This window comes from Archangium sp. Cb G35 (assembly GCF_001896145.1).
Lineage (GTDB): Bacteria > Myxococcota > Myxococcia > Myxococcales > Myxococcaceae > Archangium > Archangium violaceum.
The window spans coordinates 13912-28377 of record NZ_MPOI01000006.1; the positions used below are offsets into that span (position 1 = coordinate 13912).

The window sequence follows — 14466 nt, forward strand, 5'->3', positions numbered from 1 at the left end:
CACCGGGCAACGAAGCGGGCAGGAGGGCCGGCGTGGATGATCAACCCACCACCCGTTCTCGACCCTCGCTCCGGGACGAGAAGGCAGGTGGAACGTTCACGTTCATGCGCTGGCTCGCCCTCGGCTCCGGGAGGGGGAGCTGGATGCCGGATCCTAGCGACCTCCGGGGAGTCCCCTGGCAGAGCCGCCGCGCCAGATGGCTGGCGGCGTATGGGAATACGCGCAGCCCCTGCAGGAAGCCGATCGGACGCAGCCCACGCCCCGCGGCATGCGGGGTGAGTCGCAGCTCGTCCTCCAGCTCCACCTGGCTGTCCAGGCGGACCTCCGTGAGCGGCTGGTAGTCGTCCGTCCCCCACGGAGCCATCTCGAGCCGCAGAGTGGCCGCCCCCGACCGCACCGCGTCCTCGAGCCGTTCGTCCCGCGACAGACCCCGGGCACCCGCGCCCGAGGCGATGATGCGCAGCGAGACACGGCCGAGCCCCTTCACCTCATAGGGCGTGATGGCCCAGTAGGTGTTGGCCAGATAATCGTCGCGGTTGGTGGCCTTGATGTCCTGGGCGATGGCCCCGAAGGAGTGGAAGGAGACGAGGAAGAGATCCTGCCCGCCGGGCGCATTGGTGGTGCACGGCCCGGGCTGGCCGTGGAAGCGCAGGCCGAGCCCGAGCGAGTCCGTCTTCACTTCCCTGCCATGTTGCTTGAACAGGCCCCCCGAGAAGCGGACCAGGGCGCAGCCGGACAGGCGCTCGGCCACTTCCACGCCCATCACGGACGCGAGCCCGGGGGCGGGATACGCCATGGCGGAATAGACCACCCCCGTGGGATGGAAGAAGCGGGCCCTGCGGAGGAAGGACAGTAGGAAGAATACCCAGGACAGGAGCAGCAGCCCGAAGAAGACACCCAAGCCGTAATAGATACGTCCTCTCGACACACAAGCCCCCTATGGATTTGAAGAGTCAAGGTGGACGGAGCAGGATCGGCACGGATGTGATGACGCCCGCAGGGGATGCCCATGACGAAGCAGAAGGACAAGCACTCCAGTGGCCAGCAGGACTCGAAGGAGAAGGGATTCAACAACCCGTTCGCCCGGCTCCAGGAGTTGCGTGACACCCTGCCTTCCACGAAGCCCCAACTGCGCCGGGAAGACTTCCCCGACACTCCGCCACCGGGAGGCCCCGAGCGCGTGGTGGTGCGGCTCGAAACGGACCGCGCGGGCAAGGAAGTGACGGTGGTGGAGGGGCTGGGCCTGCCCTCGGCCGGGTTGAGGGAATGGCTCGAGGCCCTGCAGCGGGGACTGGCCTGTACGGGCGCGGTGGAGGGTGAGCGGCTGGTGCTGCGGGGAGATCACCGCTTCAAGCTGCCGGATCTGCTGCTACGCCGGGGCGCACAACGCGTGGTACACGGCTGAGCCGCACCCCGTTCCGTGAGGCCCCCATGTTCGTGCGACTCTTCGTCGCGAGCCTCCTGAACCAGCGGGACAAAATCCTTTCAGGGGTGGGGATGTCCGCACTGTCTACGCATGTCATGCCCTCGAGTTCAGCCCACCTTCCGGGCGCGCTCTTCACGAACTTGTCCAACTGTTGGACAAGTTTGGCGAGACCGTGCCCGGAGGGCTCCCTCGTGCTCTCGAGCTGAGGTAACCACCTCTTGCCCGAAGGGGCGTGCTCAGGCGGCGGGGGCCTTCGACTCGCCCGGGGGCTTCTGCTCGGAACCCTCCTCGGAGGAGGCGGCTGGCGCCGCGGGCTGCTCCGGCACCGGCAGTGACTGCACGGGAGCCCCCTGCCCCTCGGGCTTCGCGGCCTCGCGCTGGGCGATCTTCTCGCCCGCGAGCTCCGCCTCCCGGAGGAACTCGGCGTACTCGTCCTTGCGTGCATCCGCCTGCTGCTGCGCCTTCGTCTCCTGCTTGCCCGCGGCGGCCCGGCCCCGCACCACCGCCCGCTGGCTGAGCACCACGCCCCCGGCCACCACCGCCAGCTCCAACAACAGCGACACGGCTCCCGCGGCCAGCCACCCCTCGATGCCGTTGCTCGTGAACTCGATGGCGAGCGTGAAGAACAGGCCCGTGGCCGCGGCCCCGAGCGCCGTGGCCCACGGCTTCAGCTCGATGACCCGGGCAGCGCCGTAGCTGAGCACGGGCAGCACGGCGAGCACCCACAGGTGCCTCAGCACCGGGGCAATGAAGAAATCAATGAGCCAGGAAGGCAGCGCCTCGACAGGGCCGGACAGCCGCGTCCAAAGCGACAACGTCAACGCGGTGCCAATCACCAACGCGATGAATCCGAGCCCCACCGTGAATTGGACACGGCGGATGCGGACGCGCAGCGGTTCGAGGACGCTCTTCTTCTGGGTGCTCACGGGAACCACAGCCTAACCCAAGCCCGGCCCCGGCACGCACTCGGAGTCCTCACTCCGCGTCCTCGCCGTCCGCCGTGCCGCCCGGGGTGCGAGGAGGCGGGCCGTCCCCATAGAAGACCTCCTCCAGGACGAGCCCATGGGCCGGTGCGGTGGGACCCGCCCTCTTTCGCTCTCGCGAGGCGAGGACCTCGGCCACCCAGGTGTCGGGACGGCGCCCCTTGCCCACCTCCACCAGCGTCCCCACGAGGTTGCGCACCATGTGCTTGAGGAAGGCGGTGCCCTCGACGGTGACGGACAGCTCATCGCCGGAGGTGCCCTGGATGTCCACCCGGCGCACCTCGCGCATGGCATGGGCCGCCTGGCAGTCCGCGGCCCGGAACGCGGAGTAATCATGCCGGCCCAGCAGGTGTGCCGCACCGCGCCGCAGCGCCTCCACGTCCAGGGGGGTGAACACCTCCCAGTGGGTGAAGCGGCGCAGCGGCGAGCGCGAGGGCCTGTTGCTCAGCCGGTACCGGTAGCGCTTGCCGTGGGCCCAGCGGCGCGGGTCGAACCCGGAAGGCACCTCCTCGGCGCGCACGACGGCGATGTCCTCGGGCAGCAGCCCGTTGAGCCCCTTCCAGTACGCCTTGAGCGGCAGCTCGCGCGGCGTGTCGAAGCACACCACCTGCCCCGTGGCATGCACTCCCGCGTCCGTGCGGCCGGCCACCACCACGTCCACCCGCTCGCCGAGCAGCTTCTCGAGCGCCTGGACGAGCTGGGACTGGATGGAGACGCCGTTGGGCTGCACCTGCCAGCCCACGTACCGGGTGCCGTCGTATTCGAGGGTCAGCTTCAGGCGGGGCATGTCAGCGGTACTTGAGCCAGACCGAGAGGAGCTCCCCCACCATCTTGCCCACGGGGACGCCGTGCTTGCGGGCCATGGCCTCCAGCGACTCGAGCTGCGCGGCCGTCACGGGCACCGCGACAATCCGCTCACTGCCCGAGGGCTCCTCCACGGGCAGCACGGACTCCAGCTCCGGTTGCGTGGTGGGCGCCGGCGCCGAGAACGGGGCCGGTTGTTGGGGCCTCAACCGCTTCTGCTCCTCCTCCAGCTCGTCCAGGAAGAGCTGCTTGAGGAAGTTGGAGAGGTGGAGGCTCGAGGGGGTGAAGTCGTACGTGTTGAGGAAGCGATCCAGGTCCTGCTGGAAGTGCCAGGCCGTGGGGTAGCGCTTGTCCCGGTCGCGCTCCAGGGCCTTCATGAGGATGGCCTCCACGGGCTCGGGGATGTCCGCGCGGAAGTACGAGGGCGCGTACACCTTCCCATCCACGATGCTGCGCATGACGGCCACATCCGACTCGCCGGTGAAGAGCTTGAAGCCGGTGAGCCACTCGTAGAGCACGGAACCCAGCGAGAAGATGTCGCTGCGATGGTCCAACGGCTTGCCCAGACACTGCTCGGGGCTGAGGTAGCTGAGCTTGCCGCGCAGCTCTCCGGCGCGCGTCTGCTCCACCCGGTTGGCCGCCTTGGCGATGCCGAAGTCCAGCACCTTCACCGTGCCGTCGAAGCACACGAAGATGTTCTCCGGCGTCACGTCCCGGTGGACGATGTTCAACGGTGCCCCGTACAGGTCCACCTTCTGGTGCGCGTAGTGGAGGCCCTCGCACACGGACGAGGCGATCTTCAGCGCGTACACCATGGGGAAGGGAATCCCCAGCGACTCGGCCTTGGGCACCACCCGCCGCATGTCCCGGCCGAAGAGGTACTCCATGCCGATGTAGTAGCTGTCCCCCACCTTCCCCAGGTCGTGGATCTGCACGATGTTGGGGTGGTTGAGCTGGGCGGCCAGGCGGGCTTCGTTGAGGAACATGCGCACGAAGGCCGGCTGCCTCGACAGGTGCGGGCGGATGCGCTTGATGACGACAGGCTTCTCGAAACCGTCCGGGCCAGACTGCTGCGCGAGAAACAGCTCCGCCATGCCGCCCACGGCGAGGCGATCGATGAGCTTGTACTGGCCGAACGACACGGGGGCGCGGGGGGCGGCTGTGGACATCAGAGGCGCCACGATACCTCCCCCGGGGCCTTCCTGGCCAAGCTCAACGCGCCCCCGACCCCGGGCACCGGCTGTCCTGGAGGCCGCACCTCCCTTCCTCTGGCCCTCCCTGGACGCACGGAACTATTGCGCCCGCGCGGATTTACAAGCACGTTGAGGGAATCACGTAGTGGAGAGGAAGACCATTCTCATGAAGAACGCTGAAGGGGGCGCATATCCCTTTGAGCTGCTGGACCAGAGGTTGAGGGAGAGCACCGCGCAGTTGAGGGACGTGACGAAGGTGCTGGAGGCGCTGGGCCGGTCCGCCGGTACGCTCCAGCGCATGGTCAGAGGGGAACAGTTCCAGGAAGCCGCCAGGACGGCCGGCCGGGCCCCGAAGGCACAGACCGCGCCGCCGCCCGCCAGGGGCGCCCAGGCCCCACAGAGCAGCACCCCGCAGGCACAGGCCGCCCAGGACGACATTCCGGAATGGCGCAAGGTGTTCCCGAACCTGTCCAGCAAGGTGCCGAGCCGAGGCAAGTAGGCAGGACCCCGAGCCACCGGCCTGGAGACAGGAACCAGGCTGGTGGCACCCAGGGACGGCGAGCGGCCTCGGTCAGGAGGGAAGCACCCGGCGAAATCGCGGCTCCCTCGCTACAAGCCCGAACCGTCTTCGTGATCGAGACCTGGAATGCCCAAGATCGACCCTTCCGCGCCCCGCGTCTCCGACTCCCAGGAAAGCTGTCTGGCGGAAGGCGGTGAGCTGGGCGCGCTGGTGCGCTCGGTGGACTGGTCCCGGACGCCCCTGGGTCCCGTTTCCGGATGGCCCACCAGTCTCAAGACGATGGTGGGCGTCGTGCTCCGCAACCGCTTCCCCATGCTGTTGTGGTGGGGACCGGACCTCATCCAGATCTACAACGACGGCTACCGGCCCATCCTCGGCGAGAAGCACCCCGCCTCCCTGGGCGCGCCCGCCGTCCAGGTCTGGAGCGAAATCTGGGACGTCATCGGTCCCATGGCCCGGAGCGTGCTCGACGGGGCCCCGGCGACGTGGAACGAGTCCTTCCTGCTCCTCATCAACCGGCGCGGTTTCCCCGAGGAGACCTACCACACCTTCTCGTACAGCCCCGTCCCCGCCGAGGGGGGCGAGGTGGGCGGCGTGCTCGTCACCGTGAATGAGACGACCGGGCAGGTGCGGGACAACCGCCAGCTGCGGATGTTGGGCGAGCTGGCCGCGCGGGCCGCCGAGGCGAAGTCCGCGGAGCAGGCCTGCCGCACCGCCTCGGGCATCCTCGCGGAGAACGACGCCGACCTGCCGTTCTCGCTCCTCTATCTGCTGAGCGAGGACGCCCGGGAGCTCCGGCTCGTCAGCACCACCGGGCTGGACCGCTACGAGGGCCCGGGCAAGCCCGCCCAGGTGTCCTTCGACGCCAGCGTCAGCGACCCCCCGGGGTGGCCATTCGCCGAGGCAGCCCGCACCGGACGCGAGGCCCTCGTCGACAACCTGCCGGAGCGCTTCGGGCCCATGCCCGGAGGCCGCTGGGAAATCCCCTCGGAGCGGGCGGTGGTCCTCCCCCTGTCGCGGCCCGGCCAGCCCCACCCGTACGGCTTCCTGGTCGCCGGCGTCAGCCCCCGCCGCGTGCTGGACGGCCGCTACCTGGGACTCTTCCGGCTGACGGCGGATCAGGTGGTGACGGCGATCGCCAACGCGCGCGCCTACGAGGAGGAGCGCAAGCGCGCCGAGGCGCTGGCGGAGATCGATCGCGCGAAGACGGCCTTCTTCAGCAACGTCAGCCACGAGTTCCGCACTCCGCTGACGCTGATGCTCGGGCCCACGGAGGACGCGCTCGCCTCGCCCTCGCGAGCGCTCACCGGCGGGAACCTGGAGACCGTCCACCGCAACGCGCACCGGTTGCTGAAACTCGTCAACTCACTGCTGGACTTCGCGCGCATCGAGGCCGGCCGCGTCCAGGCCTCGTACGTCCCGGTGGATCTGGCGGAGCTGACGGCCGGCCTCGCGAGCGCCTTCCGCTCGGCCATCGAGCGCGCGGGGCTCACGTTCGAGGTCCACTGCCCTCCCCTCCCCGAGCCGCTCTACGTGGATCAGGACATGTGGGAGAAGATCGTCCTGAACCTGCTCTCCAACGCGCTGAAGTTCACGTTCGAGGGCACCATCCACGTCTCGCAGCGGTGGTGGGGCGAGGGTGTCGAGCTCCAGGTCCGCGACACGGGCACTGGCATTCCCGAGAGCGAGCTGCCCCACCTCTTCGAGCGGTTCCACCGCGTGCGGGGGGCGCGCTCGCGCACGCACGAGGGCTCCGGCATCGGCCTGGCGCTGGTGCACGAGTTGGTGCGCATGCACGGTGGCACCATCTCCGCCACGAGCACGGCCGGCCAGGGGACGGCGTTCACCGTCCGCATTCCGGCCGGGACGGCGCACCTGCCGAAGGAGCGGGTGGCCCCCCGCCGCACGCAGGAGTCCACGGCGCTCGGCGCGGCGCCCTACGTGAACGAGGCACTGCGCTGGCTGCCCGGCGCGCCCGAGGAGCCCTCCGTGGAGCCCTCGCCTTCGAGCGCTCCGGTGAACCCGGCGATGGACATCGTGGCCGGGGCCCGCATCCTGCTCGCCGACGACAACGCGGACATGCGCGAGTACGTGGGCCGGCTGCTCGCCGAGCGCTGGCAGGTGGAGACGGCCGCGGATGGCCTGGCCGCGCTCGAGGCCGCACGCGCGCGGCCGCCGGACCTGGTGCTCACGGACGTGATGATGCCGGGCCTGGATGGCTTCGGCCTCTTGAAGGAGCTGCGGGAGGACGAGCGCACCCGGAACGTGCCCGTCATCGTCCTGTCGGCGCGCGCGGGCGAGGAAGCACATGTCGAGGGACTCCGGGCGGGGGCCAATGACTACCTGGTGAAGCCGTTCTCGGCCCGGGAGCTGATGGCGCGCGTCGAGTCCCAGCTCGTGCGGGCCCGGCTGCGCACCGTGGAGGAGCAGCACCATCGGCGGCTCGCCCGGGTCTTCCAGCATGCCCCGGTGGGAATCGCGATCCTGCGCGGCCCCACGCACGTGTTCGAGTTCGCGAACGCCAACTATCTCCAGCTTCTCTCCAACCGCCCGGTGCTGGGCCGGAGCGTGCGCGAGGCGCTTCCCGAGCTGGCCGGCCAGGGCCTCTACGAGCTGCTGGACACGGTGTTCACGTCGGACGAGCCGTACATCGGCAGATCCGTGCGCGTGCTGCTCAACCGTGGCACTGGAGGAGCGGAGGAGGAGGGCTTCTTCGACTTCGTCTATCAGCCGATGCTCGACGAGGGGGGACAGGTAGAGGGCATCGTGGTCGTGGTCTTCGAGGTGACGGAGCTGGCGCGCGCCCGGCGGGGAGCGGAGTCGGCCAACCGGGCCAAGGACGAGTTCCTCGCGATGCTCGGCCATGAGCTGCGCAATCCCCTGGCCCCCATCCTGACGGCGCTGCAACTGATGCAGCTTCGCGGCGACGCGGAGATGGAGCGGGAGCGCACCATCATCGAGCGTCAGGTCAAGCACCTGGTGCGGCTGGTGGATGATCTGCTGGACGTGTCGCGCGTGACGCGGGGCAAGGTGGAGCTCAAGCGGGAGAAGCTCGAGCTGTCCACGGTGGTGGCGAAGGCCCTCGAGCAGGCCAGCCCGTTGCTCGAACAGCGCGAGCACACGTTGACGGTGGACGTGCCCCGGCAGGGCCTGCCCCTGGACGCGGATCCGACACGGCTCGCCCAGGTGTTCTCGAACCTGCTGACGAACGCCGCGAAATACACCGAGCCCGGAGGCCGGATCTCCGTGAGGGCCACACAGGAGGGCCGCGAGGCCGTCATCCGGGTCCGCGACAACGGCACCGGCATCGATCCCAAGACGCTGCCCCAGGTGTTCGATCTCTTCGTCCAGGAGCGCCAGGCGCTGGACCGGTCCCAGGGAGGACTCGGGCTCGGGCTCGCCATCGTCCGGAGCATGGTCACGCTCCATGGCGGCGGTGTGGAGGTACACAGCGAGGGGCGAGGGCGTGGCAGTGAGTTCACGGTCCGGCTGCCCCTGCTGCCGGCGGGAGAGGCCCTGACCGTGGCCGCTTCCGTCCAGGAGGAGCCGGCACCGCCCGTGCGCGACGCCGTGCCCGGCCGCGTGCTCGTGGTCGATGACAACCGGGACGCCGCCGACATCCTCTCCGAGTCGCTCGAGCTCCTGGGGTGCGAGACCCAGGTGGCCTATGACGGCCCGAGCGCCCTGCGGATGGCGGAGACGTTCCGGCCCGAGGTGGCCCTGCTGGACATCGGTCTGCCCGTCATGGACGGCTACGAGCTGGCGCGCCTGCTCCGCGCGCAACACGCCTCCCGGGGCATCCGGCTCGTGGCCGTGACGGGTTACGGCCAGGCCTCGGACCGCCAGCAATCCAAGGAGGCGGGCTTCGATGCCCACCTCGTCAAGCCGTTGGATCTCGACGTGCTGGAGTCCCTGCTCAAACGGCTCGCGGCGCCCTGAAGGCCCTCAGGGCAGCTCCAGCACCCGCACCTTGAGGGCGGCCGGGTGCGAGAGGGACGTGGGGAAATCCACCGGCGAGGGCCCCAGCGGCAGCATGCCCCCGCCCTTGCGCTTCGCCCGGGACACGCCCTCCGTCACCATGGTCTCGAAGCGGCGCGGCTCCAGCGTGGCGAGGTTGCAGCACGCCACCAGCCGGCCTCCGGGGGCCACCACCCGGGCGGCGGCCTCGGCCAGTTGCGCGTAGTCCCTCGCGGCGGAGAAGCGGCTGGTGCGCGTGGTGGCGAACGAGGGCGGATCCGCCACCACCACGTCGAACGTCTCCCCCTTGCGCGCCAGGCGGCCCAGCCATTCGAAGACATCCCCGGCCACGTAGTCGTACCGGTCCACCGGCTGGCCATTGAGGCGGGCATTCTCCTCGCCCCACTCCAACACGCGGCGGCTGGCGTCGATGTTGAGGACGCGCTTCGCCCCACCCGCGGTGGCCGCCACGCCGAAGCCACACGTGTAAGAGAAGAGATTGAGGACGGTGAGGCCGCGCACCTGTCCGGCCAGCCACACCCGCGTATCGCGCATGTCCAGGTAGAGACCCACCGACAGCCCCTGCCCCGGACGGATGAGGAAGCGCAGCCCATTCTCCAGCGCTACCAGCGACTCCACCGGCTCGCCGCGCTCGGCCTGCTCGGGGGCGAGCTGCTCCTTCGCCACGTTGGCCAGGTGACGCGCCTCCTTCGGCCGGCGCTTCAGGTAGACGCTGCGCGGCGCCCAGGCGGACTCCACGGCCTCCAGCAGCGCCCGCTCCTCGTCCGGAGTGAAATCACGGTAGAGGCTCACCACGTGCAGGTACTCGAAGACGTCCACCGTCACGTCGGGCACGCCATCGGGCTCGCCGTTGACGAGCCGGAAGGCCGTGGTGTGTGGGTCCTCACGCAGCGGGGCACGCCGCTCGCGGGCCTGGCGGAGGAGCTCCACCAGGGACGGGGTGCTCCGGTTCATCCCTGGCGCACCGGCCAGAAGTGGGCCGCCGCCTCCGGGATCCGGGTCTTCGCCCACAGCCGCGAGAGCACGAGGGACGCCTCGCGTGCCAGCGCCACCTCATCCATGCCGAGCAGTTGCCCCTCGCGCACGGTGACGCGGCCATCCACGATGTTCCACGCCACCCGCGAGCGCCCGAGCTGGCCCATGAGGAACGGGGCCTGTCCACTGTCGGGATCCAACGCGGGCACGCAGTCGAACACCAACAGGTCCGCCAGCCGCCCCTCCTCCACCGCGCCGGAGGGCGCACCGTAGAGACGCGAGCACAGCTCGGCCGGGCCGTCCGCGAAGAGCTGCACCAGCACACCGTCCGGGTCCACCAGCCGCGAGCCTCGCGCGGCGCCCATCGCCGTGATGAGCGCGGCCGCGATCGCATCCCAGAGGTTGCCGTGCCCGGCGCTGCCCAGGCCCATCAGGTTCTGGCGCCCATGCAGCGTCTCCAGGGCCCGGCCACTGGGCTCGACGAGCAGCGCCGACCCGGGGCCGAGCGCCACGCACGTCCCGGACTCCGCCAGGCGGACGGACTCGGTATCGTCCACGGCGCGCGCGTACGCGGCCACCGACAGGGGCCCGAGCAGCCCGAAGCCTTCCAGCCGGGGCACCACCCGCTGGAAGTGCTGCTCCCAGGTGGTGGCCAGGTCGTGGTCGCCCTCGGAGAGGTGGAAGACGACGGGCGCTCCGGAAGCATCCCGCAGCCGGCTGAGCTTCTGCATCAGCGGATTGGCGCACGTCCACGAGGCATGGAAGCCGAGCGCGCCCCGCACCAGCGAATGGGAGCCGCGGCGCCGCACGAAGTCGGCATTGGCCTCGGCCTGGGCCACGGACTCGGAGGTGCCCTCGAGGCTGGTGGTGGCATGGCTCGCCACCAACCGCAGGCCGAGCTGCTCCGCCGCGCGCGCCTGGGCATCCAGTGCCCCGGCCACGTCCCCCGGACACGACAGGTGGTCCACCGCCAGGGTGACGCCCGAGCGCAGCGCGCGGGCCATGGCGTAGAGGGAGAGGATCTCCACGTCCGCGGCGGTGAGATGGGCGGCCAGACGCCGCTCGTGCTCCAGACGGACCTGGGGCGGGTGCAGGAGGAGCTCGCCCGAGGTGGGCACCAGCAGATCCCCCACGAGGTGGGAATGGCAGTCCACGAGGCCCGGCATCACCAGCCGGCCCCGGCAGGACACCTCCCAGTCCCCGGGGAGCACGGGGACCTCGGCGTCGGGAGCGACCCGGCGGATGAGTCCATCCTCGACCACGACGGCCATGCCAGCACGTCCACGGCCGTCCGCGCGGAAGATGGAGCAGTTCTTAAGAACCAAGCGGCCTTCCATAGGGGCGCCGAGTATACGCACGGCGCGGGCGGGTGGATCGCCGAGGTGCACCGGCCGCTGTCACTGCCAGTGACCCCCACCCCGAACCGGGGTATGCCCGCCCCCCCGGAAAGCTCAGAACAAGCGCATCTGGGACTTGTCCTCCTCCTTGCCCGGACCACGCGCGGGCAGCGGGGTGAAGCCGTGCTTCGCCGCCCACTCCTGGCTCGGCCCCGCCCAGCGGAAGCGATCCAGGTAAACCTTGCCTTTCTCGTCGAACTCGACCCCCTCGGCCACCAGCAACTCGCGCTGGTTGTACCCCTGCGTGCTGATGCCTCCCGAGCGGTTGATGATCCGCTGCCAGGGCACCTTGGCCGCGCGCGGCCCCAGGTCCCCCATGGCGAGCCCCACGATGCGCGCATCGCACCCGCCCCCCACGATGATCGCGATGTCACCGTAGGTGGACACCTGGCCGTGCGGCACCTGCTCGACGGCCTGGTAGATGCGCTCGAAGAACCTTCGCTCCTGCATGGTGATGGTAACGGTCGTGGACATGTCTTCTCCAGTCAGATCCCTCGTACTACCTCAGAGGACCTGTCCAGTGAAGCCGGTACTACGTCCGCCGTCGTGTACCCGACCCTACACGTGAAGTCGGCGGGCGCCGGGCCCGCCGCCGGGCCTTCATCGGCCGAGCAGCGCCTTCACCTCGCCCTGCCAGCGGGCGCCCAGCTCCGGGTGCACCATGCGGACATAGGCCGCGTAGCCCTCCAGCCAGCGCTCGAAGTCCGGCCGGCCCCGCGCCTGCGAGGCCACCCCGTGCTTACGGCAGTTGGCGAGAATGGCCTTGAAGCGGCGCCGATCCTCGCGGGGGATGGAGACCTTCTGGTTCACCGTGAGGCCCGTCACCCGCTGGCGCGAGCCCTGGCGCATCACCCGCCGCTTGGCACCATTCTCGATGAACCCCTCCTGCTGGAGGATGGCGTTGAGCCACCAGAAGAAGCGGCCCAGGCGCTCGGGAGGCGCGCGGAAGGAGAAGGACAGGTCGTCCGCGTAGCGGGTGTAGGTGGCGCCGAACTTCCCGGCCAGCGCGGTGAGGCGCGCATCCAGGCGCCGGCAGACGAGGTTGGCGATGGCCGGAGAGGTGGGCGCGCCCTGGGGCAGCACGCCCGGCCACACCACCGTCCCGTCCGGCAGCTTCGCGCGGTGCGTGGTGAGCCCGGCGAGCACTCCGGCCACCTCGTCGCCATAGCCGTGCGACAGGAAGAGGCCCTTCACCCGGCGGTAGTGCACCGTGGGGAAGAAGTCCTCCAGATCCACCCGCACCACCGCCGTGGAGCCCACGTGGGGCCCGGCGTTGCTCACCGTGGAGCGGCCCTCGATGAAGCCGTGCGCGGCCGGGTGCGGCGTCATGCGCGCGAGCACCTTGTCGAGAATGGCCCGCTGCACCTCCTTGAGCGCCTGGCGCGGCGCCGAGATGCGGCGCACCCCGCCCGAGCGCTTGGGGACCTCGAACTCCACGTACCCCGAGCCGGCCTCCGTGCCCGGACGCATCAGCGCGTCCAGCGCGGACTCCTCCACGCCCACCAGTTCCGCCACGTCGGCCCGGGTGCGCAGCGCGGGCAGCTCGCCCGAGGTGGGGGGCGGACGCTTCCCCCGCTTGTACCCGTAGATCTGGTTCGCGAAGAGACCGAAGTTCCAGCCGGTAGGGTTCCACCCGCCCACGCCGCCATGGCGGTAGCGGGGGTCACCCCGGAGATCCGGCGGCGCCACGTCCGCGAGCCCCAGCTTGCGCACCGCGGCGCGCGCGGTCCGGGCCACGCTGCTGTCGGGGTCCTTCACACGCGGGCGGAGCAGCCGGGCCGCCGTGGTGCTGGAGAAGAGCAGCGGGAGGTACCGCACGCCCTTGCGCCGCTCGCGCGGGTCCACGCTGCGCAGCTTGCGCTCGACGGGCGCCTGCCAGAAGCGGCTCACGTAGAAGCGCGCCACCTCGTACTCGGCCAGACCGTGGTGACGCTCCAGCAGCTCGGTGATGCGCTCGAAGTTCGCGTCGGGGTCCGCCAGCAGGGGTTTGAGCTCGAGGAGGAGGCTGGCGAGGTTCATGCGCTGTACCCGGAACGGCCGAGGATGAAACCGGTGCCCCTGGAGCCGCCGCCACCTGCACGGCAGAGGCAGACGAGGTCAGGGAAGCCCGCAGGCGGACCTCGTACTGCATCGTTCTTCAATGGGTAACGTCAGCAGCCGCGACGTGACATCGCGGACGGAAGGCTGGCTGCACGCGGCCCCAGGAGCACTGGAAGCAAGCTCACCACAACCCGGACGGGGTGGGAAGGCCACGCGCGGTCACCCGGAGCTTTCCCTTCCCGGCGCTTCCCCTGCAAGGACGTGCCTGTCAGGCTCGGAGCATGGCTGACTTGATCCTCACCGGCGCCTCGCGCGGTATCGGTCACGCGCTGGCCCTCGCCCTCGCGGAGAAGCACACGGAGCGCCTCGTCCTCGTCGCCCGGGACCGCGCCCGACTGGAAGCCCTCGTCGCCGACGTCGAGCGGAAGGGCGGCCGAGCCATCGCCGTACCGGGGGACCTCTCGTCCAAGGCTGGGGCCCGGGCACTCGGACAGCGGCTCGCGGACACCGTCGCCCCGGGCGCGACGCTCGTCCACAACGCCGGGCTGTGGCCATCGAAGCGGGAGCTCACCTCCGAGGGGCTCGAGACCGCCTTCGTCGTCAACCACCTGGCGCCGCTCGTGATGCAGCAGCCGCTGCTCGAGGCCGGACGCCTGCGCCGCATCATGGTGGTGAGCGCCGGATTGATCATCAAGGGCCGGTTCGACGCGGCCCGCACGCCCACCGGCGAGGATTTCTCCAGCATTCGAACCTACTGCGACACCAAGCTCTGCTTCGCGCTCGCCATGCGCGACATGGCGGCCGCCCACCCGGAGCTCGATGTCGTCGTGCTGCACCCCGGCGTGGTGCGCACGGAGCTCGGGGCGCGCAAGGGCCCGATCGGCTGGCTGCTGTCACTCGTGAAGCGCGGCTGGGAATCCCCCGAGGTGTGTGCCGCACGCCTCGCCCGAATCCTCGCGCGCGAGCGGTGGTCCCCCGCGGGCGAGGCCCGCTGGCTCGTGGAGGAGCAGGAACAACCGTGGCCCGCCGTCGCCGAGGACGAGGCCACCCGGCGCGCGGTGCGGGAAACCACGATGCGCCTGCTCTCCGCCGCGTGACGCGCCCACACTGCTAGCGGCTTGCCATTCGCGCTTTGTTCGATTTAGAGCAC

The 14466-nt window shown here is 70.3% G+C and carries 12 protein-coding genes; 4 read left to right on the forward strand and 8 right to left on the reverse strand.

Annotated features, from left to right (window positions below; genetic code table 11):
• Positions 1–40: 40 nt before the first annotated feature.
• Complete coding sequence (locus BO221_RS18930) at positions 41–928, reverse strand: hypothetical protein (protein ID WP_143195542.1); 888 nt, start codon at positions 926–928, stop codon at positions 41–43.
• A gap of 81 nt (positions 929–1009) precedes the next feature.
• Between BO221_RS18930 and BO221_RS18935 the strand changes: the two genes are divergently transcribed.
• A complete protein-coding gene (locus BO221_RS18935) occupies positions 1010–1405 on the forward strand; it encodes a translation initiation factor (RefSeq protein WP_073562326.1) in 396 nt (131 codons plus the stop codon).
• 257 nt (positions 1406–1662) lie between these two features.
• On the opposite strand, the gene BO221_RS18940 is transcribed toward BO221_RS18935, so the two are convergent.
• From BO221_RS18940 to BO221_RS18950, 3 genes are read right to left on the reverse strand one after another with little or no spacing between them, the layout of a single operon-like run.
• Entirely contained in the window at positions 1663–2352 is a 690-nt protein-coding gene (locus tag BO221_RS18940) for a hypothetical protein (protein WP_073562327.1), read from the reverse strand.
• Positions 2353–2401: 49 nt separating this feature from the next.
• Positions 2402–3196: a tRNA pseudouridine(38-40) synthase TruA gene (truA, locus tag BO221_RS18945; protein ID WP_073561897.1), complete on the reverse strand. Its 795-nt coding sequence runs from the start codon at positions 3194–3196 to the stop codon at positions 2402–2404.
• A gap of 1 nt (position 3197) precedes the next feature.
• Entirely contained in the window at positions 3198–4382 is a 1185-nt protein-coding gene (locus tag BO221_RS18950) for a serine/threonine-protein kinase (protein ID WP_073561898.1), read from the reverse strand.
• 190 nt (positions 4383–4572) lie between these two features.
• Here BO221_RS18950 and BO221_RS18955 point away from each other — a divergent pair, with 190 nt between their 5' ends.
• Together BO221_RS18955 and BO221_RS18960 are read left to right on the forward strand one after the other, a co-directional pair.
• Entirely contained in the window at positions 4573–4905 is a 333-nt protein-coding gene (locus tag BO221_RS18955; RefSeq protein WP_143195543.1) for a hypothetical protein, read from the forward strand.
• Between the two features lie 147 nt (positions 4906–5052).
• Positions 5053–8865, forward strand: coding sequence for an ATP-binding protein (locus BO221_RS18960; RefSeq protein ID WP_073561900.1), 3813 nt, complete (start codon positions 5053–5055; stop codon positions 8863–8865).
• 6 nt (positions 8866–8871) lie between these two features.
• On the opposite strand, the gene BO221_RS18965 is transcribed toward BO221_RS18960, so the two are convergent.
• The 4 genes from BO221_RS18965 to BO221_RS18980 all read right to left on the reverse strand — a co-directional run bounded on the left by BO221_RS18965 (position 8872) and on the right by BO221_RS18980 (position 13295).
• On the reverse strand, positions 8872–9858 hold the full coding sequence (locus BO221_RS18965; protein WP_073561901.1) for a class I SAM-dependent rRNA methyltransferase: 987 nt from the start codon (positions 9856–9858) through the stop codon (positions 8872–8874).
• Complete coding sequence (locus BO221_RS18970) at positions 9855–11150, reverse strand: amidohydrolase family protein (protein WP_369865171.1); 1296 nt, start codon at positions 11148–11150, stop codon at positions 9855–9857. Before BO221_RS18970 ends, BO221_RS18965 begins: the two co-directional genes overlap by 4 nt.
• 180 nt (positions 11151–11330) lie before the next feature.
• Positions 11331–11750: an MGMT family protein gene (locus tag BO221_RS18975; RefSeq protein WP_073561903.1), complete on the reverse strand. Its 420-nt coding sequence runs from the start codon at positions 11748–11750 to the stop codon at positions 11331–11333.
• 126 nt (positions 11751–11876) lie between these two features.
• Positions 11877–13295 (reverse strand): reverse transcriptase family protein, encoded by a 1419-nt coding sequence (locus BO221_RS18980; protein WP_073561904.1) that lies wholly within the window; start codon positions 13293–13295, stop codon positions 11877–11879.
• Between the two features lie 302 nt (positions 13296–13597).
• On the opposite strand from BO221_RS18980, the gene BO221_RS18985 reads away from it, so the two are divergent.
• On the forward strand, positions 13598–14413 hold the full coding sequence (locus BO221_RS18985; protein ID WP_073561905.1) for an SDR family NAD(P)-dependent oxidoreductase: 816 nt from the start codon (positions 13598–13600) through the stop codon (positions 14411–14413).
• Positions 14414–14466: the final 53 nt, after the last annotated feature.